Source organism: Pseudoalteromonas sp. TB51, from assembly GCF_000498055.1.
GTDB lineage: Bacteria > Pseudomonadota > Gammaproteobacteria > Enterobacterales > Alteromonadaceae > Pseudoalteromonas > Pseudoalteromonas atlantica.
This window is the reverse complement of sequence record NZ_AUTO01000291.1, coordinates 14,459-36,578: the sequence shown is the minus strand read 5'-3', so window position 1 is coordinate 36,578 and position 22,120 is coordinate 14,459. Positions and strand designations below refer to the sequence as shown.

General features: G+C 41.6%; 23 protein-coding genes and 1 pseudogene. 15 read left to right on the top strand and 9 right to left on the bottom strand.

What is annotated here, in order from left to right:
* The 3 genes from L650_RS0117450 to L650_RS0117440 all read right to left on the bottom strand — a co-directional run bounded on the left by L650_RS0117450 (position 1) and on the right by L650_RS0117440 (position 1,012).
* Positions 1–237, bottom strand: coding sequence for a calcium dependent protein (locus tag L650_RS0117450; protein WP_029773905.1), 237 nt, complete (start codon positions 235–237; stop codon positions 1–3).
* Between the two features lie 288 nt (positions 238–525).
* The gene (locus L650_RS0117445; protein WP_029773904.1) at positions 526–753 is read right to left on the bottom strand and encodes a hypothetical protein; all 228 of its coding nucleotides are present in this window, start codon (positions 751–753) and stop codon (positions 526–528) included.
* A gap of 25 nt (positions 754–778) precedes the next feature.
* A complete protein-coding gene (locus L650_RS0117440; RefSeq protein WP_004586103.1) occupies positions 779–1,012 on the bottom strand; it encodes a calcium dependent protein in 234 nt (77 codons plus the stop codon).
* Positions 1,013–1,313: 301 nt separating this feature from the next.
* Between L650_RS0117440 and L650_RS0117435 the strand changes: the two genes are divergently transcribed.
* The 4 genes from L650_RS0117435 to L650_RS0117420 are packed head-to-tail and all read left to right on the top strand — an operon-like array spanning position 1,314 to position 5,164.
* Positions 1,314–2,765: a sensor histidine kinase gene (locus tag L650_RS0117435; protein ID WP_029773903.1), complete on the top strand. Its 1,452-nt coding sequence runs from the start codon at positions 1,314–1,316 to the stop codon at positions 2,763–2,765.
* A gap of 4 nt (positions 2,766–2,769) precedes the next feature.
* Positions 2,770–3,291: a hypothetical protein gene (locus L650_RS0117430; RefSeq protein ID WP_029773902.1), complete on the top strand. Its 522-nt coding sequence runs from the start codon at positions 2,770–2,772 to the stop codon at positions 3,289–3,291.
* A gap of 2 nt (positions 3,292–3,293) precedes the next feature.
* Positions 3,294–4,643, top strand: coding sequence for a sigma 54-interacting transcriptional regulator (locus L650_RS0117425; RefSeq protein WP_004586106.1), 1,350 nt, complete (start codon positions 3,294–3,296; stop codon positions 4,641–4,643).
* Positions 4,644–4,663: 20 nt separating this feature from the next.
* Entirely contained in the window at positions 4,664–5,164 is a 501-nt protein-coding gene (locus L650_RS0117420; protein ID WP_024033177.1) for a DUF1543 domain-containing protein, read from the top strand.
* Positions 5,165–5,172: 8 nt separating this feature from the next.
* On the opposite strand, the gene L650_RS0117415 is transcribed toward L650_RS0117420, so the two are convergent.
* Positions 5,173–5,400 carry a hypothetical protein gene (locus tag L650_RS0117415; RefSeq protein ID WP_004586108.1) on the bottom strand — a complete coding sequence of 76 codons (228 nt, stop codon included), beginning with the start codon at positions 5,398–5,400 and terminating at the stop codon, positions 5,173–5,175.
* A 125-nt stretch (positions 5,401–5,525) separates the two neighbouring features.
* Between L650_RS0117415 and L650_RS0117410 the strand changes: the two genes are divergently transcribed.
* Entirely contained in the window at positions 5,526–6,776 is a 1,251-nt protein-coding gene (locus L650_RS0117410; RefSeq protein WP_029773901.1) for a multifunctional CCA addition/repair protein, read from the top strand.
* Positions 6,777–6,784: 8 nt separating this feature from the next.
* Here the strand turns inward: L650_RS0117410 and L650_RS24365 are convergent, their stop codons facing one another.
* The 3 genes and pseudogenes from L650_RS24365 to pdsR form a co-directional block, all read right to left on the bottom strand.
* Positions 6,785–6,949, bottom strand: a complete 165-nt coding sequence (locus L650_RS24365; protein ID WP_024033174.1) for a hypothetical protein — start codon at positions 6,947–6,949, stop codon at positions 6,785–6,787.
* 141 nt (positions 6,950–7,090) lie between these two features.
* A pseudogene (gene pdsS, locus L650_RS0117400) lies at positions 7,091–9,203 on the bottom strand (proteobacterial dedicated sortase system histidine kinase).
* Complete coding sequence (gene pdsR / locus L650_RS0117395; protein WP_004586111.1) at positions 9,203–9,892, bottom strand: proteobacterial dedicated sortase system response regulator; 690 nt, start codon at positions 9,890–9,892, stop codon at positions 9,203–9,205. The pseudogene pdsS and the gene pdsR overlap by 1 nt, the downstream one beginning before the upstream one ends.
* Positions 9,893–10,092: 200 nt before the next feature.
* Between pdsR and pdsO the strand changes: the two genes are divergently transcribed.
* Genes pdsO through L650_RS0117375 form a run of 3 tightly spaced genes read left to right on the top strand, consistent with a single transcriptional unit; the run spans position 10,093 to position 13,449 of the window.
* On the top strand, positions 10,093–10,824 hold the full coding sequence (pdsO, locus tag L650_RS0117385; RefSeq protein WP_024033170.1) for a sortase-associated OmpA-like protein PdsO: 732 nt from the start codon (positions 10,093–10,095) through the stop codon (positions 10,822–10,824).
* 46 nt (positions 10,825–10,870) lie between these two features.
* Positions 10,871–12,853, top strand: coding sequence for a marine proteobacterial sortase target protein (locus L650_RS0117380; protein WP_029773900.1), 1,983 nt, complete (start codon positions 10,871–10,873; stop codon positions 12,851–12,853).
* A complete protein-coding gene (locus tag L650_RS0117375) occupies positions 12,850–13,449 on the top strand; it encodes a class GN sortase (protein WP_029773899.1) in 600 nt (199 codons plus the stop codon). Before L650_RS0117380 ends, L650_RS0117375 begins: the two co-directional genes overlap by 4 nt.
* On the opposite strand, the gene L650_RS0117370 is transcribed toward L650_RS0117375, so the two are convergent.
* Complete coding sequence (locus L650_RS0117370; protein ID WP_004586115.1) at positions 13,338–14,303, bottom strand: DMT family transporter; 966 nt, start codon at positions 14,301–14,303, stop codon at positions 13,338–13,340. The genes L650_RS0117375 and L650_RS0117370 overlap by 112 nt on opposite strands.
* Positions 14,304–14,419: 116 nt before the next feature.
* On the opposite strand from L650_RS0117370, the gene proB reads away from it, so the two are divergent.
* The 5 genes from proB (at position 14,420) to L650_RS0117345 (ending at position 19,253) form a co-directional block, all read left to right on the top strand.
* Entirely contained in the window at positions 14,420–15,523 is a 1,104-nt protein-coding gene (gene proB / locus L650_RS0117365; protein ID WP_024033166.1) for a glutamate 5-kinase, read from the top strand.
* 343 nt (positions 15,524–15,866) lie between these two features.
* Positions 15,867–16,847 (top strand): GGDEF domain-containing protein, encoded by a 981-nt coding sequence (locus L650_RS0117360; RefSeq protein WP_029773898.1) that lies wholly within the window; start codon positions 15,867–15,869, stop codon positions 16,845–16,847.
* A gap of 55 nt (positions 16,848–16,902) precedes the next feature.
* Positions 16,903–17,262, top strand: coding sequence for a glutaredoxin domain-containing protein (locus L650_RS0117355; protein ID WP_004586118.1), 360 nt, complete (start codon positions 16,903–16,905; stop codon positions 17,260–17,262).
* 45 nt (positions 17,263–17,307) lie between these two features.
* Positions 17,308–18,792, top strand: a complete 1,485-nt coding sequence (gene gltX / locus L650_RS0117350; RefSeq protein ID WP_029773897.1) for a glutamate--tRNA ligase — start codon at positions 17,308–17,310, stop codon at positions 18,790–18,792.
* Between the two features lie 161 nt (positions 18,793–18,953).
* Positions 18,954–19,253, top strand: coding sequence for a hypothetical protein (locus L650_RS0117345; protein WP_024033163.1), 300 nt, complete (start codon positions 18,954–18,956; stop codon positions 19,251–19,253).
* Between the two features lie 4 nt (positions 19,254–19,257).
* On the opposite strand, the gene L650_RS0117340 is transcribed toward L650_RS0117345, so the two are convergent.
* Complete coding sequence (locus L650_RS0117340; protein ID WP_029773896.1) at positions 19,258–19,650, bottom strand: hypothetical protein; 393 nt, start codon at positions 19,648–19,650, stop codon at positions 19,258–19,260.
* Positions 19,651–19,817: 167 nt separating this feature from the next.
* Here L650_RS0117340 and L650_RS0117335 point away from each other — a divergent pair, with 167 nt between their 5' ends.
* Positions 19,818–20,519 carry a DUF3581 domain-containing protein gene (locus L650_RS0117335; RefSeq protein WP_029773895.1) on the top strand — a complete coding sequence of 234 codons (702 nt, stop codon included), beginning with the start codon at positions 19,818–19,820 and terminating at the stop codon, positions 20,517–20,519.
* A gap of 323 nt (positions 20,520–20,842) precedes the next feature.
* Positions 20,843–22,093 (top strand): DEAD/DEAH box helicase, encoded by a 1,251-nt coding sequence (locus tag L650_RS0117330; protein WP_004586123.1) that lies wholly within the window; start codon positions 20,843–20,845, stop codon positions 22,091–22,093.
* Positions 22,094–22,120 lie beyond the last annotated feature (27 nt).

Below are 22,120 nucleotides of genomic sequence, written 5' to 3'. Positions count from 1 at the left end.
TCAGTAAAGGTTATTGGTTAAATAGTCTTTAAACTCAAGAAGCGAGATTTGTTTGTCTTGGTTTTTATCCCAGCGAGTAAAGGTGCTGAGTAGATGAGGCTGTGGCTCTAATTCGTCTTCTGTTAAGAAGCCGCTTTTATTGGCATCAAGGTGATCAAAACGTTGTTTAACATCTAACGCAACAGCATTAAAGCTGAACATAGTAATAGCGATAACACTAAAAAAAACACACTTCATGGTTTTCCTTCCAACATACAGTGTTTGTAGATTAATAAAAAAAGCACTTGCCATAATTTAACTTCCCAACATTAAATCCGTTTACACATTCCCTCAGGGATTATGGCAAATGCTTTTGAAACCTACCTTACTAGGTAAAAGCTTAAGTAAAACTTAATTAACTTCAGCTGTGGATAATAAATCTATTTTAAGCAGCCCGTTTAGCGCTAACTGATTAAAATTTCTAGCCAGAGAAAAAGATTTAAACATCGTTACTATTGAGTTTGTTATTAAAGCGCTTAATCACAATTAAGGTTTAAAATTTTGAAACTCTTCTTTAGAAATTTTTTTGTCTTGGTTTTCGTCTAAATCGGCAAATTGCCTCATTACTTCTTTATCTTGTTTGGCTTCTGCAAGCGATACCGCTCCATCCATATCTTTGTCTAAATGAGCAAAGCGAATGTTGACAGAAGAGGCTAAAGCCGTGGCGCTAATGGCTAAAAACATTAATGTAAATGCTGCGATAAGTTGTTTCATAATCATGTTCCTTAATTAAATGAATTTACTGAATAAACTTTTTGAATTCACTTAGCGACAACTGGCCATCTTGGTTAGTGTCTATTTGTGAAAAGTTTTCGTGTAGTACGGCATCTTCACCCGCTTCTGATTCGCTAAGTGTGCCGTTACTGTCTTTATCTAGCTCATTAAAAGTAGCTTGAACGTCCATAGCTATTGCATCTGTGCCCATAAACCCAAAAGCCAGCATGGGTAAAATTACTAAAAAGCGGTTGTTCATTTAATTTCCTTATTGATTAAAGTTGCACTCACTATTACAAAAATAATGCCAATTTAAATAGGTGTTTAAAATCAATGGTTTATGTTTTTTATGGGGCGCTGGTCGGAATTTTTTACTTAAATGTGTGTTATTTTTGCAACAGGAGGTACGTACTATTAGTAGTTAACAGAGTTATCAATAGCTTAGTGTGTTGCTAAATAGCAACAAGTGGTTATATTGGGTTAAATATAGAAGTTGATTCAGCGAGAGTATAAGGTAAGTAACTAAAATAGGGCGCTTAAAATAATAAAAGGAAATGATAATGCCTGTAACGTTGGCTAAAAAGTATCGTGCAATGCTTAATTGGCGGCCTAACTTAATAGGTCAGTTTATAATTAGTATGTTACTGTCGTTACTGCCGCTTAGTTTAGTGGTTATTGTTTTTTTAAATGCGTTAAACAAACAGCTCGCTGTTACCCAGCTTATCGTTAGTAATAATTACCAAGTTACTAAGTCGTTTAATTTTTTAAAGCAAGAGCTTAATAGCCTAGAGCGGGCAACGCGACAAAACTGGGTGTTAAAAAGCGAGTCGCTCGACACGTTAATAAACGAAAAATGGCAATCCTCCTTACAAACAATCGACACGCTCAGCCAAGCCAGTGCCACACAGCAATACACTATGCAGTGGCGTCGCTTAGCAACAACATTGCGTAGTACTCATCAAGCTTTAATTGAAAACAACCAACAAGATGCTGCATTGTTTGTGCCTATTAGCGATTTAGTGGCTGAGCTTACTGTGTGGTTGCGCGATACGAATGCAGCACAAATACAAAACAACCAAAGCGAATTAAGTACTTTACAAAGCTCGTTTATTAACTGGTTAGTGGCACTTATTCCGCTTACTTTACTAGTGGGTGGAGGCTTTTTATGGCGCATAAGTAAACGTTTAAAAGGGCTTACGTCGGTAATAGATAAACTAGGGCAAGGCCACTGGCAGCAAAAAATTGCAGTGCAAGGCTCAAGTGAGTTAGTGGAATTAGGCGAAAAACTACAATGGGTGCAAGAGCAGTTACATATGCTTGAACAACAAAAAGATACCTTTTTACGCCATGTAACCCACGAGCTTAAAACGCCGTTGGCTTCAATGGTCGAGGGTACCGATTTACTTAGCGATGAAATAGTCGGCCCCATTACAAAAGAGCAGCAAGCTGTGCTTGAGCTTATTAGCCAATCTATGATGCGTTTGCGCACTATGATTGACAGTCTACTTAGTTATAACGCTATCAGAACCAGTAAAGACAGCGTTAGCGAAGTCGAATTTGGCAGTTTAATAAATAAAATAAACAGCCATTTTGAGCACCGCTTAACGGCTAAGCAGCAACGCTTAAATTGGCACAACAGCATAACAAAACAGCCACTTGCATTACCCGCAGAGCTGATAGAAATGACCCTCATTCAGCTCATTTCTAATGCGTTAAAATTTTCAAATACAGGGCAAAGTGTTGATGTAACCTTAGCACTTGAGCAAAAGCTATTAATAATGCAAGTGCGCGACGAAGGCTGTGGTATTAAAGAGCAAGAAAAAACCCAGATATTCAGCGCATTTTACCAAGGCAAGCATAATAAAGATGTTACGCTGCAGGGCAGTGGCTTAGGTTTAACCATAGTAAAAGAGTCGGTTGAGCAATTACAAGGCCAGCTTAGTGTTGAGCATAACCAGCCCCAAGGCTGCTTATTTACAATAAAAATACCTTTAATTAATCAAGGAGTTTAATAGCATGCGTACGCGTTTAATAGCTATTTTATGTGTGCTCAGTAGTACGGTTGTTTTAGCTGGGTGTGAAACAAATAACACACAAACAGCAGCAGTGTCGCAGGAGGTTGAGCCTGCAAAAAATGCGGTGCCAAATCCTAAAAAGCGCCCTAAAAGTGACCCCGTTTACCCCAGCGCAGAACGTGTTGTTGCATGGCATGCTAATCAATGTGGCGGTTTTAAAGTAAAACCAAGCCTACATACTTATTTAGGTGAAAAAGAGCTAAAACGTTTTTTTAAATTCATGTGTGTTAACACCTCAAGTGCACCAGAGGAGGTAATGACACGATTACAAAAACTCGATTTAGCCTACTTTTGGCCTGAGCCAATAAAACAATATTTATGGCTTCAAAAGCAGCATGTTACTCGGCAAATAAATGCCCTAAAAGAGCAACAGGCGTTAAATGACAAAATGCAGCAAACGTTATCGTCTTTAGCCACCATTGAGCAGCAGCTGTTACTACGCGAAGACACTAAGGAGCAGTAATTATGGCAACACACACACCACAAGGTGCAAAAGTATTACTCGTTGATGACGATGCAAGTTTACTTAAATTACTCGCGCTAAGAATCGAGTCTAAAGGGTATGAAGTAACAACCTGTGAAAGCGGCATACTTGCATTACAAATTCTTAAAAACCAAGTGTTTGATGCAGTTATAACAGATCTGCGTATGGACGAAATGGACGGCATGGCCTTACATCGCCAATTACAAAGTCGCTACCCAGCGCTGCCGGTTATAATGATGACAGCGCATGGCTCTATACCCGATGCGGTGGAGGCGACAAAACAAGGTATTTTTGCGTTTATTACAAAACCGGTAGATAAAGACGAGCTGTTTGACAGCCTAGCCAAAGCCATTGAAATACATGGCGTAAACGCAGAAGAATCGCCCCAAAAAAGTAATATAGTAACGCGCAGTGGCGCTATGTTGCACCTCCTTGAGCAAGTAAAATTACTGGGGCCAACCCAAGTAAATGTACTTATTTCTGGCGCCAGCGGTACCGGTAAGGAGCTGCTGGCTCAGGCGATTCATCAACACAGTCATGTAAGTGAAGGGCCTTTTGTGGCTATTAACTGTGGCGCAGTGCCGGGGGAGCTTTTAGAGTCAGAATTATTTGGCCATAAAAAAGGCGCCTTTACAGGGGCGGTGAAAGATCACCAAGGTTTATTCCAGCAAGCTCAAGGCGGCACCTTATTTTTAGATGAAATTGGCGATATGCCGCTTAATTTACAAGTTAAGTTACTGCGTGTACTGCAAGAAAAAACCATACGCCCGGTGGGCTTTCAAGAAGAAATTCCTATTGATGTGCGTATTGTATCGGCCACTCACAAAAATTTACCCGATGCGATTAGCAATCAACAATTTAGGGAAGATTTATACTACCGCCTAAATGTTGTTAATTTAAAATTACCGCCGCTGTGTGAGCGCCGAGAAGACATAAGCCTGCTTGCCCAGCACTTTAGCGCAAGTATTGCTAAACGTATGAACCAAAAAGAAAAGCGCTTTGCAAACGATGCCATGCATGCACTAGTACGTTACGACTGGCCTGGGAATATTCGCCAGTTACAAAATGTTGTAGAGCAAGTGGTCGCATTGAGCGCCAGCGAGGTGATTTCTGCGCACTTAGTGTTAAACGCACTTAACTCAAACCAAGCCAGTGCAGAGCCGCTTTCTCTAAATGATGCCAAAAAAGAGTTTGAGCGCGATTATGTAATAAACACCCTCAAAATGGCCGGCGGTAACGTAGCTGAAGGCGCAAAGCTTGCCAAACGTAATCGTTCGGATTTTTATAAGTTAATAAAAAAACACAATATTGATGTCGATAATTTAGTGTAATTTAAGAGTAAGGTTATTAAATGCAGTTATTTATGGTGTATCTGGGTGGGCGAATTCAAGGCTGCCACATAGAAATGCACGATATTCGCTTTGTCGTAGGGCAAAGCATTGAGCAAACTTATTCAAAGCTAAAAAGCCAATGGGTGGGCGATAAAAACAATGTGCATATGGACAGCTACATGGCAATTAACCATATCGACGGTTATAAAGTAGAAGTCGTTGATACCTACGTTGAGCAAAATAAGCAGCTGTATTTTGTTAATTTAGGCGCTTACAGAAGTGACTCTATGGCAGAGCAACACGACTTTGCATTGTATGTTGCCAGTAGTGCTGCAGAGGCCAAGCAGCGCGCTAAAAGCGATTTGCTTGCAGGCCTTAGCCATATTCATAAAGATGATTTACATGATGTAGATGACTGCTTTGCTATAGACCTGCTCGACAGCCAATTAAATATTAAGCTTACGCCAAGTGGGCATGCTCAACCAATAAAACCAGATTGGTTTGGCTATTATATTCTTTAACAGTAAAATTAAGAGTCTTGCTCGCTTTGCTCATTGGCTTCGCTTTTAGCTGCCATTTTAAATGCCACAATAACTAGGCCAAACATCGCAAAGGGCAGCGCTGCCAACATGTATTCAACCATGTTGCTATCTTGAAAGTTAGCCTGTAGTAAAAAGTGACCCGCCACGCACATTACAATAACCACAAGTAATATAGGCAGTAGCATAAGTTCTTTTTTTGATGAATGATTTTTCATTGAGTATAAGGCTATGGCTTAAAATAAAGCGCTATTGTAATGAGCTTACTTAAGCTTGGCAAACTATGGTGATTTTAATGGTATGATCGACAACAAATAACCACCCAGTGTGATTAGGATAAACAGTGAAACACAACCTTAAGCAAGTTTACCTTGTTGGTGGCGCGGTACGCGACCAGCTACTTAATATAGCATCAAAAGATAACGACTATGTTGTTATAGGCGAAACACCCCAAACTATGGAGTCGCTTGGTTTTGTGCCTATAGGAAGTGATTTTCCGGTTTATTTACACCCAAAAACAAAAGAAGAATACGCCTTGGGCCGCACCGAGCGAAAAAGCGGTAAAGGCTATACCGGCTTTGTGGTAGATGCCAGCCCTAATGTCACCCTTGAAGAAGATTTAGCACGGCGCGATTTAACCATAAACTCAATGGCACTTGATGAAAACGGCACCGTTATTGACCCTTTCAATGGCCAAAGCGATTTACACAATAAAATACTGCGCCACACCACAGAAGCCTTTGTAGAGGACCCGGTAAGGGTATTACGCATAGCGCGTTTTTTAGCACGCTACGGAAGCGAATGGCGTATTCACCCAAGTACTTATGCATTAATGCGCGAGCTTAAAAACAAAGGTGAGCTTAATCATTTAGTGCCCGAGCGCGTATGGCTCGAAACCGAAAAAGCGCTGGGTGAAAAACACCCTGAACTGTATTTTCAAGCATTACATGGCTTAGGTATTTTCCCTGAAATAGAGAGTATGCAAGGGGTGCCGCAACCTGCAAACCACCACCCCGAAGGTGATGTGTTTGTTCATACTATGTTGGTACTTAGGCGCGCTGCCGATTTAAACTTTAATTTAGAAACACGGTTTGCGGCACTCACTCATGATTTTGGTAAGGCCTTGAGCTTTAAAAAACGCGGTAATTTACGCGGTCATGAACGCGAAGGGGTAGCCGTAGTAGAAAAGTTTTGTGAGCGTTTAAAAGTGCCTAATCGTTTTCGCGATATTGGCGTACTCACCAGTGATAATCACACCTTATGCCATACGCTTGAGCAATTAAGACCACAAACGATTCATAAATTAATTGTTACTAATTTAAATGCTTTAGTGCACCCAGAGCGATTTATTGCGTTTACCCAAGCATGCCAATGTGATGCGCAAGGGCGCGGAGAAACGCTCGTAAATAAGCCCTATCCGCAAGGGGCTAAGCTGCGTGCAATTTTTAATGAATTACAAAAAATGGATAAAAAGCAGGTAGTGCAAACTGCACTTAAAAATGGCAAAAAAGGCCCAGAAATAGGCGAAGAGGTAAAACTGGCAGAAATAAACTGCATTAAAGCGTTTTTACAAAACGAGCAAGCAACGCAATAGGCAATACCCTAGCTGAGATATTCAGACACGCCTTCGTTTTTAACTTGTTCTGGCTGTCGTAAGTTTTTATATGTAGAGGTGGCAGGCTCTGAAGGCAAGCTAGGTGCTTGCTCTTGGGGCCTGTATAGATCAAAAATAAATTCGATCTCTTCACGCTCAAGTGGGTTGTTCATGATCTATTCTCCTTAATTAGCGTTCAGGGTATGGCCGTTTGACTGAATTAAAAGTGAATAGTTACATTTTAAGTTGTAGTAAATTGTAATCGATGTGCAAAAAATAAGGGCGACTAAGTAGGGCGCCACTTTATGCACAGCTTAGCTTTGTAAAGGCAGGGTTACTTTAAACACCACGCCATTACCGCGCTCGTTGTTTTGTGCAGTGACACTGCCTTTATGGTAATCACACACCAGCCTTACAATATAAAGTCCCAAGCCTAAGTGCGGTTGTTGCTGCATTTGCTGGCTACGCACCGACACCATAGAATCAAAAATATGCTCAGTTAGCCCTTCAGGCAGGGCGGGGCCTGTATTACTCACTGTTAATATTGCTTTATTTTCGCTCTGCTTAAGACCTACATTAATAGCTGTATTTGCTTCACTAAATTCCAGCGCATTATTAATAAGCTTATCAAGTAGCTGAGCTATAAATTCGGGAGCACCTTGCATAGGTAAAGGGCTTTGGCATACATCAAGCTCAAATAACTGCTCAGGGTAAGTGAGCTGGTAGCCTTGCATACAGCCATTAATTACTTTTTGTAAATCAAACGGCTCGCTCTCGTTGCTTTGAATGCTTTGTTCAAGGCGCGTGGCTTCGCTCATGGTGGTTATTATTTTACCTAAGCGCTCAACCCCTTCACTTGCTCGCTCTAGGTATTTTTGGCTAAGCTCATTTTGCTCCAAGCTTTGTAGGTTTTCTAAAGAAGAGCGAACCACAGCCACCGGTGTACGTAGCTCATGAGATAACCGCGATGACATATTTTCTAAATAATTCGTGTACCCGCCTAAGCGGCCAACAATATTGGCAAAACTTCGTGAAAGGTCGCCAATTTCATCGTTTGAGTCGCTGTAATTAATACTGCCGGTAATGCGCCCTTGGGCATCAATGGCTTGCTCTGCGGTGTCGCGCAGTCGCCTAATGCGGCTCGAAATACGCGAGGCAAAAAAGAACAACGTAACGGTGCCAATTAGCATCACCGCTAAAATAACGTTAAAAAGCTTTTCCAGCGATTTATTACGCAGGGTGCGAACACCGTTAGTGGTTTCCTCGGCGATTACTGCGCCAATCACTTTATCTTCTATCCAAATAGGGTAAGCCGNCGGGGGTTAACCGCCAAGACGACGCTGGTTGCCCCTTTAGTGCCTTAGCTAAATGCGTGCCCTGCATTGAGGCAACATCGTGCAGGGTATCTAAAAATTCGTTTTCGGGGCGAGTTAAAATTTTATAATAAAGTGGGTGCAAATACGTTTGCTCAAAGCGTTGCCAGGCATTTTTAGGCGGCTGGTTTTTAAGACCGTCGGCCCATACGCCATCGGCATTTTGAATTGTGCCCGACTGCGCTAATACGCGATGATGATTATCAACCACCCAAATACGGCTACCACTGTGACCCATACCTTTTAAAATTCGGTTAATTTCTGGTGAGGGCACCAATACTGAGCCTAAATCGCTTGGGTTATTTAAATTAGAGGTCGACATTGTTTTAAAATCGAGCGGCGCTTTTTTTGTGTCAATATCGACCACGGCAAAGCCTAGCTTGTTACCAAGCATATTTATAGGAAAGCGCAGCTCTACGTTATATCCCGATTCAGTGCGTATAAAATAGCCCTGAATTTTTGTAAACGGTGTTTTGGTATTAGCATCAAACGCATTTACCCAGCCATCTTGGCGTGGGGCAATAATGTACGTATTAAAATCTCCGTCTGGGCTTTTTAGGCCAATTATTAAATGGTCGTTATTAGTAATGCTTAAACTATTTTTAGCACGATATACAAGGTGATCGTCAGTTACTTTAAACACGGCATATAAATAGTTATCAAACTTGCCAACCATATGATCAAACGATAAATCCTCAGCTTTATGTTCCTTGTCTGCTTTTTGTAAATAGCGTTTATCGTAATGCCAAAAGAGTGGTTGATAGCTTTGCCAGTCGCTCAGTTTGCCATCGAGTTGAATGGCGTTTTTAAGATTGTACGCATATAAGTCGCGCCCTTTTACTACCTGGTCTAAAAAGTTGGTTTGCTCATCAAAAAGGGCTGGGCGTTCATGCAGGGCGGTGGCGAGCGCCCGTGTGGTGCCTACGAGGGTTTTTTCTTGGCCTTGGCGTAAAAATTTTTCCATTTCCCACACGTACTCGTAGCCAAGCCAAGGCAGTAAAAACAAAAAACACGACAGTAATATAAATTTACTGCGCAGGCCAAATCGTAACATTAGCGTTGTTCCCACCTGTAGCCCATGCCGTACACCGTATCTATGCAGTCAAAGTTGTTATCAAGGGCGATAAACTTTTTACGAATGCGTTTTACATGCGAGGTGATAGTGCTGTCGTCTACGTAAATTTTTGCATCGCTCATTAAATCGTTACGGCTTTTTACATGGCCTGGGCGCTGCGCAAGTGAGTGCAACATCCAAAATTCGGTCACGGTTAAATCAACCAATTGCTGCTGCCAAAATACTTGCATGCGCTGGGTGTCGAGCGTTAACTGGCCGCGTGTAATTAATGCATTGGCATCGGCGGGTTGCTCAAGCGCTTCCATGCGTCTAAATAGCGCGCCTATTCTGGCAGCCAAGTGGGCTAAGCTAATATCTTTTGTTAGGTAGTCATCGGCGCCCATACGCAGGCCACACACGGTATCTATTTCACTATCGCGGGCGGTTAAAAAAATAATAGGCAGTGTTTTAGAAAGCGTACGCAAGGTTTGGCAAAGCAAAAAACCGCCGTCTATTTCGTGGCCTAAACCAATATCAACAATGGCTAAATCGGGTAGGGCGTCTTTAAATGCAATCTCTGCGCTGACGCGGTTAGCAAAACCACTTACCTGATAACCTTGGGCGCTAAGCATTTCAATATAGTTTTCGCGGATGGCGGTTTCATCTTCAATGATGGCTATTTTTTTCATTCTACTCACCCTTATTTATTTTAAAACGCACTATATCGAAGTTTTTCAGTTATGTACGCTTAAAAAGGCAATTGCCATTTTTTTGCCACAATTGCTCAGCGGTTTGCCATTTTTGCTCCCCTTTGTTGCCACTTGCAGCTGTTTTAATACAACCATCAAAACAAAACATCACAAATTAAAACAAGTTTAAGGATTACATTATGAAGAAGACATTAATCGCATTAACGCTAGTAGCCACAGTGTGTACACCTGCATTTGCAGCAGCCGCTAACACCCCTTCTAAAGAAGCACATAAAGAAACCGCCATCGGCTTAGGTACTGGCGCCATTATTGGTGGTGTCGTTGGTGGGCCAATTGGTGCTTTTATTGGCGCATTTGCCGGGGGCTTAATTGGTGATTCAAAAGTAGCTGATGACAAAATTGCCCAGCAGCAGAGAGCAATAACAGTGATGCAGCAAAAAACCAGCGACTACCAACAGGTACTTAATCAAAACAATAGGCTAGAGCAGCAGTTAGATGTACTGACTAATCAAAATGAGCAGTTAACACAATCGCAAATAAATAACTTACTTGCCATGACAGTACAATTTAAAACCGGCTCAAGTGCTATTGCCCCGCACTTTGCTACGCAGTTAGACCAGCTTGTGGTGCTGTTAAAAAATCAGCCGCAACTAGCATTAGATTTAAGTGGCTTTGCCGATCAGCGCGGTGATGAGCAAGCGAATCTTTTATTGTCTAAAAAACGTGTAAACGCAGTGCAAAGTTACCTTATAAAGCACGGTATTAGCCATACACGTTTAAGTGCGCACGCTTTTGGCGAGCAACAAACATTAGCGCGCAGCAATACCGTAGAAGATAACTTTTTTGATCGACGCGTAACACTTACTACCCGCTCAATAAACCCAGTAAATGGCCAAACGGCAAGTAACTAAAGCCACTTTTATTTGAGTAAAGTTAAGCGTTCGATGGAGTGATTTTATGTTGAGTAACCCAACCAAAATGCTTACTAAAGTAAGCATTTTTATTTTCTTAGTGGCTGTGCTTCTACTTAGTTTTAATAGCCGTGCACAGTCGCCCAAGCTTGAACTTTTTGACAGCAGCGGCGCATCTGTCGCGCCGGCAATTATATTAAAAAGCGATGCTAACATGACCCTAACCGGGCTGATAAATCACGTGGTTGTTAAGCAAACTTATCAAAACGATAATCCGTTTGCGGTAAATGCGCGTTATGTGTTTCCGCTACCTGATGAAAGCGCCGTACATGCGATGACGATGCACATAGGTGAGCGAGTCATAAAAGGCCAAATAGATAAAAAAGTAGAGGCCGAAAAAAAGTATCAGGCAGCTAAAAATGCAGGCAAGCAAGCCGCACTTGTACGCCAGCAGCGCGTTAATATGTTTATTACTAACGTGGAAAATATAGGCCCTGGCGAGCAAATTGTGATAGAGCTTGAATACCAAGAGATCATTGATTACAGCAATGGCACTTTTGCTATTCGCTTCCCAAGTACTATTACGCCGCGCTATCACACAATAAGCGCAAATATTGAAGCTGAGCAAACTAGCCTAACCCATGCTCCTCAGGGGTGGTTAAGCCCTGTGTATAGCAAAACGCAGCACAGTGAGGCGCCAAACAGCCAATTTAGTTTAAATATTGATATAGATGTAGGCTTAGAGCTTGTAGATATAACGTCTAAATTTCATCGTGTAGAAGTACAAAACCCGGCCTTTGGGCAATATACGGTTGCTTTAAATGAGCAAACGGGGGCCAATCGCGACTTTGTACTTGAGTTTAAACCGCTGCAAAAAGAAAGCGCACAAGCAGCATTTTTTACCCAGCAGTTTGAAAACGGCGACCGGTACGGGCTTGCTATGCTAATGCCGCCAGCAGATCACTTTACACAAACGCAGCGCCTACCTCGCGAAATGGTGTTTGTTGTAGATACCTCTGGCTCTATGCACGGGCAATCTATGGAGCAAGCTAAAAAGGCCCTGTTTTATGCGCTGTCTTTGCTTGATAGCGACGACAGTTTTAACATTATTGGCTTTGATAACGTGGTTACCCCCATGAGCGATAAACCCCTTATTGCTAGTGACTTTAACTTACGCCGCGCTGAGCGCTTTATTTATAGCCTAGAGGCCGACGGTGGTACCGAAATACAAGGTGCACTTGATGCGGTACTTGATGGCAGCAGTTTTGAAGACTTTGTACGCCAAGTGGTGTTTTTAACGGATGGCAGTGTAAGTAACGAAGATGCCTTATTTAAAAATATTCAGCGTAAATTGGGTGATAGCCGTTTATTTACTGTAGGCATTGGCAGTGCCCCCAATAGCTTTTTTATGCGCCGCGCAGCAGATATAGGTAAAGGGTCATTTACGTTTATTGGCAGCACAAATGAGGTGCAGCCTAAAATGAAGCAATTATTTGATAAGCTTGCTCATCCCGCTATCACTAATTTAGCACTGCGCGATGAAAGCACTCACAGTTTAGATTTTTGGCCATCACCTTTGCCTGATTTATATTTTGGCGAGCCAATAATGGTGGCTATAAAACTAAATGATACAAATCAAATTACGCTTAGTGGGCAAACCGCTCAAGGCCCTTTAAATATAAAACTAAGCGCACAAAATAGCGCCAGCGCAAAAGGGATTGATAAGCTGTGGGCGCGCCAAAAAATTAAATCGTTGCTTTTGTATAATGACCGACAGTCAGTTAAAAATGAGGTGCAGGGGCTTGCACTCACACATCAACTACTGAGCCCGTTTACTGCTTTTATAGCTATTGAACACACTCAAATTAACGAGCCTGCAAAGCAAACGGCACTGGCTAAGAACGCAGCGCCGCAAGGACTGGCTATGCGTTTACCACAAACTGATGGGCAAAGCCGACTGTACATATTGCTGGGCTGCATTTTATTACTTGGCTATGGCGCGGTTAAAATAAACCGAGGGCTTAAATGAATAAGTGGCTAAGTGCGGGCTTATTAATCGCTGGGCTGGGGCTGTTTTCTCATGGTGCTTATATGCAAGCTAAGGCATGGCTTGCCCAAGTATTAATAGAGCAGGCCTGGCAAGAGGCGCTTATTACGCCACACGCTCGTGTTAAACCGTGGTTTTACGCCGACAGCTTTGTAACCGCGCAGCTTAACTGGCCTGTGCATAATAAAGTGCTTAGCGTTTTAGCTGGGGCAAGTGGTCGTAATTTAGCATTTGCACCAAGCCACTTTTTGCCAGGGGCAAAGCTTGGAGATAAACATGGCGGTGCGTTAATAGCGGGTCACAACGATACCCACTTTGCATTTTTAAAACACACTAAAGTGGGTGAAACGTTTACGCTGCAGCTGCAAAGCGGCGTAATACAGCATTATAAAGTGAAGGGGATTGAGGTTATTCATCAATCCCAGCAGGCGTTTTTACAAACCCCAGGCCTTTATTTATTAACCTGTTACCCTTTTGACTCGCTGGCATCGGGTACTGATTTAAGATGGCTTGTATCGGCTGAGTTGATAGGGTCATCGCCAGCGTCATTAAGCGGTATGTCTACCACCAGCTCTTGATGTCGTTGGCTTATCATCACCCCTGCAAAAACAACAAATATACTCACCCATTGCCAAAAATCGAGTACTTCACCCAAAATAATGGCCGATAAAATAAGCGTAAAAATAGGAATTAAATTTGAATAAGCCGCAGCCGTTAATACCGACACTTTGCCAATTGCATAGTTATACATACCATAGCCACCTAAGGTGACAAACGAGCCTAAATACAAAATGCTCATAAGGGCGGTTAGGTCATGCTGGTTTTCGCTTGGCAAGTCGATAAAAAATAAAAACGGTGCAAAAAACACACTGCCGCTTATGCCTTGTAAAGCAATTAGCGTTAACGGCGAGTAGCGATTGGCTAAGTGCTTAATGCTAATGGTGTAAAACGCCGCGCATACCATGGCCATAAGTTCTAAAAAGTTACCCAATAATGGATTAGGGGCCTGATCGGTATTTGGTGAAAGCAAAGTAAGTAAAATACTGCCGCCAATACACAGGGTAAACCCAATCACAATGGCTTTACTTATATACTCTTTAAGCATAAAAAACGCCATCAACGCCACAATAATAGGCAAACACGAAACAATAACTCCCGCCTGAGAGGCCGAGGTGTATTCCATTGCGTGGCCTTCAAATAAAAAGTACAAGCATGGCTCTGCGAGCGACATACCTAATAAGTACTTCCAATCGCCTTTTAAATACTCAAACCTAATTACATAACGCCATAAACAAAGCGATAAAACTAAGGTGGTTAGCATGCGTAAAAATATAACTAGTGCAGGGTCGTAAACGGCAATAGCATATTTAAGTGCAATAAAGGAGCTACCCCATAAAAAGGTGGCAATAATTAGGCATAAACTGGCTGGCATAAATGAAATTTTATCAAATTAAATTAACGCCGATCCTAGCATGAATAATTTTAACTTGTTCAAAAATACCGAGCTGGTATAAGTTTATTTATCTTTCATTTTAATAGTAAATAATAATGCGTAGGGAACAGGTAATTGTTGTTAAGCTTGGTACAAGTGTACTAACCGGCGGCACCGATAAGTTAGATAAAGCCCATATGGTTGAGCTGGTTCGCCAATGTAGCGAACTTAAAAAGCAAGGCCACCAAGTTATATTAGTATCAAGTGGCGCGGTTGCTGCGGGTCGCGAACAACTTATTAAACCCTGTGGCCGCGGCCTAATAGATAAACAAATGTTGGCAGCCGTAGGGCAAGGTCAGCTTATACATATTTGGCAAAGCTTATTTGCCTTGTATGGCATAAACGTAGGGCAAATGCTGCTTACCCGTGCCGACGTAGATGACCGCGAACGCTATTTAAATGCGCGCGACACCTTAAATGCGTTATTAAGCCACGATGTGGTGCCTATTATTAATGAAAACGACGCGGTAGCAACCGCTGAAATAAAAGTAGGCGATAACGATAATTTATCGGCGCTGGTGGCTATTTTAGCTAATGCCAACAAGCTATTACTGCTTACCGATCAAGAAGGTTTATTTACCAGCGATCCGCGCACAAATACCGACGCAAAACTGATTGACGAAGTCACTCATATAAACGATGAGTTACGCCAACTGGCTGGTGGTAGCGGTACAAGTTTAGGCACCGGTGGTATGGCCACAAAACTACAAGCCGCCGACGTAGCAAGGCGCGCAGGGGTAGAGGTTATTATTGCAAAAGGCGCTGGCAACAACGTTATTTTAAAATGCATGAGTGAGCAATTACCCGGTACGCGGTTTTTAAAACTTACTGCGCCAAAAGATGGCCGTAAAAAATGGCTAATGGCTGGGCCTAAAAGTACCGGCCAAATTATGATTGATAAAGGGGCTATTTCGGCGCTACAAAACAAAGGGGCAAGCCTGCTGGCAAAAGGCATAACCAATGCGTTTGGCCGTTTTGAGCGGGGCGACTTAATAGATTTAATAGACGCCAATAACCAAGTTATTGCACGAGGGTTAACACGTTTTAACCAAGTTGAAGTAAATAAAATTAAAGGTGCTCATTCAGAGCAAATAGGCGAGCTACTCGACTTTGATAGTGGCGCTGTGGTGCTACACAGAGACGACTTAGTTTTGCTTTAGCTTTTTAAATAGCGCGTGTTGCGGCCGTATATTCGGTATTTAAGCAAGGCAGAGCCTATGTTGTGTTTAGAATAACTGGTTGTACAAAAACATAAATACAAAGCATAAATGCAAAGCATAGGCTGTTTGAGGCTCTGCTGTATGTAAGTTATTAAATAACAGCGCAGTAGTTATTGAGCTCACTAAGTTACTAAGCTCGCGCTACGATTTAATAGCGCTTAGCTAAAACAAACTTTAATCCACATAGCTCAATGCGACCTAATTAAAAAGTATTGGTTAATTAATTAGCAAAGTTGATGATTTTGTCTAAACTGATTGAAGTTAAAACAGTTTAGGCAAACTAATGAAGGCAAACAATTGCGGGCACGAATGGATAATCAGTCTAACTCAGCAAGAAGAAGAAAGTGATTTAGATGCATCATTAGTGCAGATTATTGGCGACCTACTCGAAGTTGAAAATTTTGCTATTTATATTAATAAGCACTTTAGTGCGCAATTACCGCCTACGCTAATAAACACCCACACCCACACCCGCCTTGAAGTATTAGAGTCTAACGAAGCCTTAGCGCTGCTTAATAAAGTAACCCAAAACAAAATAAGAGTAAGCCGTGCCTTAGGTGTAGTAACTACGTATGTGCCGGTGTATTACTTTGGTAAAGTAATTGGCATATTACTAATAGAAACCACTAAAGAGTTAGCGCAAACCACCACAATGCTCGCCGTGCATATTTTAAATATTTATGCCAACCAGCTAGGGCTATTACATAAATCGCGGTTAGACCCTTTAACCGAGCTTTTAAATAGACAAACCTTTGATAAAAAAGTGATCGAAATTGTCTCAGGCAAAGGCTTTTTATTGCCCCGTGATGATACCAACGAAAAGCGACGATGGTATTTAGCCATTGCAGATATCGATCACTTTAAACGCGTAAACGACAGCTACGGCCATGTAATAGGCGATGAAGTTATTTTACTTGTGGCGCGGTTGTTAAAAAATAACTTTAGGCTAGAAGACTACGTATTTAGGTATGGTGGCGAAGAGTTTGCGGTGTTATTTCAAACCAAAACCGAGGCACAAGCACATATAGCACTTAACCGTTTACGCTCAAATATTGCTGAGTATCCTTTTCCGCAAATTGGGCAGCTTACTATAAGTATTGGCTTTTTAGAGCTGGCAAGTATTGATACTGTATCTAGTATCGTAAACCAAGCCGATATGGCGCTGTATCATTCTAAAAATAGCGGCCGTAATAAAGTGACCGCTTATAGCGAGCTTGAGGTAAATGAAGAAGTGACCACCGATAATAGTATTGAGCTTTTTTGATTGTAAATTTGTGCTAAAATCTGGCTCCTTAAATTGTTGTAGGCAGGCACAAAACATGAAATTCGTTCGTTGGTTTTTAGGTTGTATAATTTTATTCTTTAATTTTGTATTTACTCCTCGCAGTAAAAAGCGTGCAAGCGATGTGCAAGCGCAGCTTGATCAGCAAACCTCACAATTTAAACTTTATCAATTTAAAGCATGCCCGTTTTGCGTAAAAGTACGCCGTGCAATTAAGCGCGAAGGCTTAAAAATAGAAACGCGTGATGCAAAAAACAATCAACAATTTCGTCAAGAGCTGTTAGAGCAAGGCGGCAAAATTAAAGTGCCATGCCTTCGTATAGAAAAAAATGGCCAAGTAGAGTGGCTATACGAATCTAACGATATTATTGCTTACTTAAACAAAGTAGCGGCTTAAACGACCCCCTTAATTTTTATCTCACTTATTAAAAGAGACATTATCATGACAATCCGTACTCGTGTTGCCCCATCTCCAACAGGTGACCCGCATCTTGGCACCGCTTATATTGCTTTATTTAACTACTGTTTTGCTAAACAACAAGGTGGCGAGTTTGTGCTGCGTATTGAAGATACAGACCAAGTTCGTAGCACGCCAGAGTCAGAACAAGCGATTATGGATAGCTTACGTTGGTTAGGTCTTGAGTGGGATCATGGCCCTGACGTAGGTGGTGAATTTGGCCCTTACCGTCAATCAGAGCGTAGCGATTTATACAAAAAATACGCATACCAATTAGTTGAGCAAGGTAAAGCATTTTACTGTTTTGCAACCAGCGAAGAGCTTGACCAAATGCGTGAAGAGCAAATGGCAGAAGGTCTGCGCCCTAAATACGACGGCCGTGGCTTAAACCTCACCGAAGATGAAATTAAAGCAAACCTAGCCGCAGGCAAGCCTTACGTTATACGTATGAAAATACCAAGCGAAGGCACTTTTAAATTTAACGACTACCTACGCGACGAAATTGAGATCCCGTGGGAAAACGTAGACATGCAAGTGCTATTAAAAGCCGATGGATTCCCTACGTACTTTTTAGCAAACGTAGTGGATGACCACCACATGCAAATAAGCCATATTTTCCGTGGCGAAGAGTGGATTAACTCAGCACCTAAACTATTAAAACTTTACGAAGATTTAGGTTGGGAAGCACCTGTGCTAGGGCATTTACCACTACTGCGTAATCCAGATAAATCAAAGCTTTCTAAGCGTAAAAACCCAACTTCTATTAATTACTATAAAGAAATGGGTTACCTACCAGAGGCCGTGCTTAACTACTTAGGCCGTATGGGTTGGTCAATGCCAGATGAGCGTGAAAAATTCACTCTTAACGAGATGATTGAACACTTCGATATGAAGCGTGTATCACTTGGTGGCCCAGTATTTGATGTTGATAAGCTAAGCTGGTTAAACGGCATGTGGATCCGCGAAAACCTAACAGACGAAGAGCTTGTGCAGCGCTTTGTTGATTGGAAGTTTAATGGCGAAATGCTAGCTAAAGTATTACCAGAAGCTAAAATGCGTATTAATACACTTTCGGACATGGTTGATTTAGCAGGGCATTTTGTAGGCGGTATTCCAACTTACGACCCAGCACTGTTAACGGCGGGCAAAGCTGACGAAAACGTAATACGCCAAGCGCTACAGTTTTTTGTATGGCAGCTTGAAGGTTTACGTAGTTTTGATAAGCCAGCTATTTTTGCCATTGCAAAAGAAGTTGCTACATTCCACGAGCTTAAAATTAAAGACTTTTTAGAGCCAATATTTGTAGCAATCACGGGCAAAACGTCTTCAACGTCAGTACTTGATGCAATGGTAATTTTAGGCTCAGACTTATCACGTGCGCGTTTACGTGTAGCGCTTGCTCATTTAGGCATTTCTAAAAAGCAGGCTAAAAATATTGAGCGTGCGTACCGCACATACCCAAGTGCATAATCTTTAGTCGTACTTTATAAAAAGCCGAGCTTATTAATTAAGCTCGGCTTTTTTGTTTCAGGCCGTTTGGCTATATGTCATCGCGTTTTGATATTGTTTAGCGCAAGCCGTGGCGCTTTAGCAAATGCTACAATGCTGCATGTAAATTAAAAGGAGGCAGTATGATTGCACCTGTAAAAAATAAAGCTTTATTTAGCAGTAATGCCTTTTCAATAAACCTAGTTACTTACCCTACACATCACAGTGTGATGAACCATATAGATCCAGTACAGCAAGGGCGCTACTACAAACTTAATTTTGTACTAGTAAAACCTAAAGCTGGTGGGGTTTTTAAATGCTCAAAATGCATTATTAATTGGTTTAACCGCGTGTATTTATTTAGACCCGACAAATACGAGCATAGCGTATCTAAAATTGAGTCGGGAAAGCGCGTACTACTTAGCTTTGCGCTTAATATATAATTTATTAATAGTCGTAGGCCTGTCCGCTGCATAAAACAGACAGGTCACAATACGATACAGAGATTTCGCTACAAGAATTTATAGTAAAGGCATTACCGCCTCTGCGCATTGCATCTGCTTTAAGTAAATCTATAGCATTTGATTTTAAGCGATTGTAGCTTATATTATTGTCGCCTCTACCGTCGCCATTGCAGCTTTCGCCTTCAATTCGCCCTAAAAGTGTGGCGCCACTTTCGTGTGCTTCTTGGTCGCTATAAAACTGTTGTAAATCTCGTTTTTTAACGTACGTACCAATTTCCTCAGATAAAACATCGTTATCTATATCGGTATGAAAAGTTACGCTAGAACATCCAGCCAAAGTAGTGAGTACGCTTATTACTGCAAAAACACGTAACATAATAATTAGTCCCTTATTTAGTTTAGTACCTAAATTACTAACTAAAACAGGTGTGTGCAACATTTACTCTTAAGTTAATTGTATGAATTTGTAAGTGATTCGACCTCTCTTTAAATTTTTTCTGGTAGTATGGGCAGGTTATAAGCAGTTTAAGCAGTGAACAATCTATGTTAAGTCCTTACTTTCAGCAGCATGCTGATTATGTTTCTATCTCTCGTGAGCAAGGGTGTCGTTTCGCAAAGTGCGTTGCAGATGATTACAACCCACTTCATGACAAAGATGCCAAAAAGTTTTGCGCGCCAGGAGACTTACTTTTTTCTTTAGTGTTAGACCGCTACGGTATAAGTGAGCGAATGGAATTTACCTTTGCCGGTATGGTTGACGAAAACACCAAACTTAATTTCCCAGAAGGGGATGACGAGTTTGATGTAACCAACGGCGACAAAGTAATTTTAAAGGTAAAACGCGAAGGTAAAACCAGCAAATGCCCAACACTTACAAACAGCTTAATAAAAAACTATGTTGAGTTTTCTGGTGCTGCATTTCCGCACGTAATTATTCCGCTAATGGGTAAGCAAGATGTAATGATTAACCCAGCGCGCCCTATGGTTATTTACGAGTCGATGATCATTAACCTTGATAACATTAATATTCAAACGCCAACGCTTGAGTTTGCTGAGCCAAGTTTTGAGTACACGGGTAAGCGCGGCAAAATTACCTTGCGCTTTAATTTACTAGAAAACGGCGAAAAAGTGGGTTTTGGTGAAAAGCACATGGTGGTGTCGGGTATTCGTGAATACTGCCAAGCAACGGTTGATGACTTAATCGCGTTTTATAATGAGCGCAAAGCCACCTTAAAACCGGTTTAACGTCATTAAATTATAATACCAATTCGCAATAATACTTAATCATTTTTAGGGACTAAAAGTGTTGCTATCTGTGTTAAAAATTCTCATTTAGAACAACTAAATAGCGAATTTTTTGCTTAGCTATCAACACGTTTATCTGTCCTCAAAATAGATCACTTAATTAAGCGGATTGGTATAAAAAAGGCGCTAAATGCATTGTTATTTAGCGCCTTTTTTATTAATTAGCGAATGCAGCTAGGCTGAATACTTTTATGAGCTGGTTAATTTACGCAGTACCGTAATATGCGTACAATAGCGCTCTTTGTTATTTTAAAGCTAAGCTTATGTCTGCCACATCGTTCTCATCTCTTAAACTCGATTCGTTATTACTAACCGCAATTGAGCAAAATAATTACACCACGCCTACTGCAATTCAGGTTAAAACTATTCCGCACATATTAGCGGGCAGCGATGTAATGGGCAGCGCGCAAACAGGCACCGGTAAAACAGCCGCCTTTGTATTACCACTACTACATAAGCTTTTAAATACACCAAAAAAAGATGAGCCAGGCATAGCTCGAGTGGTTATTTTAACGCCCACGCGTGAGCTTGCTCAGCAAGTGTTTGCAAGCTTTGAAAAATACGCTCAAGGCACAAATATTCAAGGCGCTTTAGCGTATGGCGGTGCAAGTATTGGCCCGCAAATTAAAGCGCTTAAAACGGCGCAAGTGATAGTCGCAACGCCTGGGCGTTTACTTGATCATATCGTTAAAGGCAGTGTGGTGCTTTCAAGTGTTGATTCGTTAGTATTTGATGAAGCCGACCGCATGCTGGATATGGGCTTTATTGATGAAATAAAACGTATTTTGCGCCACATTCCAGGCGATCGCCAAACCTTATTGTTCTCAGCCACATTCGATGACAGCGTGTTTGAGCTGAGTAAAAAGCTACTTAAAAACCCTGAGCTAATTGAGGTTGATAAACGTAACTCAGCCGCGGTTGAAGTAGAGCAAGTTATTTACGCAGTTGATGAAGAGCGAAAGCGTGAGCTTGTATCACACATGATTGGCATGAAAAATTGGCGCCAAGTACTTATATTTACACGCACAAAACAAATGGCCGATAAACTTGCCAAAGAAATGTGTAAAGACGGCTTAAAAACTGAGTCTATCCATGGCGATAAATCTCAAGGTGCACGCGACCGTGCATTACAAAACTTTAAAGAAGGCACAACGCGGGTTTTAGTTGCTACCGATGTAGCTGCCCGCGGTTTAGATATTCCAGCGCTTAAATACGTAATAAACTTTGAGCTACCTTACATAGCAGAAGATTACGTACACCGAATTGGCCGTACGGGACGCGCTGGCGAGCAAGGCCTTGCCATGTCGCTGGTAAGTATTGACGAGCAGTGGTTACTGGAAGAAATTGAAGTGCTACTGGATACCCGCTTAGCACCACAATGGCTAGAAGGTTACGAGCCTGATTTAAACAAGCCCCCTAAAGATAACCGTAAAAACACCAACAAAGCGCGTAAAGATCGCGATAAAAAGCGCATTACCGGGCAAAGAGCACCAAGTAAACGCCGCAGAAAGTAGCTTTAAACATATTTATTTGGCTATACT

What these genes read in the sequence shown, in the direction of transcription:
- L650_RS0117450 (WP_029773905.1), bottom strand. Translation starts at nt 237, where the DNA reads ATGAAGTGTGTTTTTTTTAGTGTTATCGCTATTACTATGTTCAGCTTT.
- L650_RS0117445 (WP_029773904.1), bottom strand. Translation starts at nt 753, where the DNA reads ATGAAACAACTTATCGCAGCATTTACATTAATGTTTTTAGCCATTAGC.
- L650_RS0117440 (WP_004586103.1), bottom strand. Translation starts at nt 1,012, where the DNA reads ATGAACAACCGCTTTTTAGTAATTTTACCCATGCTGGCTTTTGGGTTT.
- L650_RS0117435 (WP_029773903.1), top strand. Translation starts at nt 1,314, where the DNA reads ATGCCTGTAACGTTGGCTAAAAAGTATCGTGCAATGCTTAATTGGCGG.
- L650_RS0117430 (WP_029773902.1), top strand. Translation starts at nt 2,770, where the DNA reads ATGCGTACGCGTTTAATAGCTATTTTATGTGTGCTCAGTAGTACGGTT.
- L650_RS0117425 (WP_004586106.1), top strand. Translation starts at nt 3,294, where the DNA reads ATGGCAACACACACACCACAAGGTGCAAAAGTATTACTCGTTGATGAC.
- L650_RS0117420 (WP_024033177.1), top strand. Translation starts at nt 4,664, where the DNA reads ATGCAGTTATTTATGGTGTATCTGGGTGGGCGAATTCAAGGCTGCCAC.
- L650_RS0117415 (WP_004586108.1), bottom strand. Translation starts at nt 5,400, where the DNA reads ATGAAAAATCATTCATCAAAAAAAGAACTTATGCTACTGCCTATATTA.
- L650_RS24365 (WP_024033174.1), bottom strand. Translation starts at nt 6,949, where the DNA reads ATGAACAACCCACTTGAGCGTGAAGAGATCGAATTTATTTTTGATCTA.
- pdsR (WP_004586111.1), bottom strand. Translation starts at nt 9,892, where the DNA reads ATGAAAAAAATAGCCATCATTGAAGATGAAACCGCCATCCGCGAAAAC.
- pdsO (WP_024033170.1), top strand. Translation starts at nt 10,093, where the DNA reads ATGAAGAAGACATTAATCGCATTAACGCTAGTAGCCACAGTGTGTACA.
- L650_RS0117380 (WP_029773900.1), top strand. Translation starts at nt 10,871, where the DNA reads ATGTTGAGTAACCCAACCAAAATGCTTACTAAAGTAAGCATTTTTATT.
- L650_RS0117375 (WP_029773899.1), top strand. Translation starts at nt 12,850, where the DNA reads ATGAATAAGTGGCTAAGTGCGGGCTTATTAATCGCTGGGCTGGGGCTG.
- L650_RS0117370 (WP_004586115.1), bottom strand. Translation starts at nt 14,303, where the DNA reads ATGCCAGCCAGTTTATGCCTAATTATTGCCACCTTTTTATGGGGTAGC.
- proB (WP_024033166.1), top strand. Translation starts at nt 14,420, where the DNA reads ATGCGTAGGGAACAGGTAATTGTTGTTAAGCTTGGTACAAGTGTACTA.
- L650_RS0117360 (WP_029773898.1), top strand. Translation starts at nt 15,867, where the DNA reads ATGAAGGCAAACAATTGCGGGCACGAATGGATAATCAGTCTAACTCAG.
- L650_RS0117355 (WP_004586118.1), top strand. Translation starts at nt 16,903, where the DNA reads ATGAAATTCGTTCGTTGGTTTTTAGGTTGTATAATTTTATTCTTTAAT.
- gltX (WP_029773897.1), top strand. Translation starts at nt 17,308, where the DNA reads ATGACAATCCGTACTCGTGTTGCCCCATCTCCAACAGGTGACCCGCAT.
- L650_RS0117345 (WP_024033163.1), top strand. Translation starts at nt 18,954, where the DNA reads ATGATTGCACCTGTAAAAAATAAAGCTTTATTTAGCAGTAATGCCTTT.
- L650_RS0117340 (WP_029773896.1), bottom strand. Translation starts at nt 19,650, where the DNA reads ATGTTACGTGTTTTTGCAGTAATAAGCGTACTCACTACTTTGGCTGGA.
- L650_RS0117335 (WP_029773895.1), top strand. Translation starts at nt 19,818, where the DNA reads ATGTTAAGTCCTTACTTTCAGCAGCATGCTGATTATGTTTCTATCTCT.
- L650_RS0117330 (WP_004586123.1), top strand. Translation starts at nt 20,843, where the DNA reads ATGTCTGCCACATCGTTCTCATCTCTTAAACTCGATTCGTTATTACTA.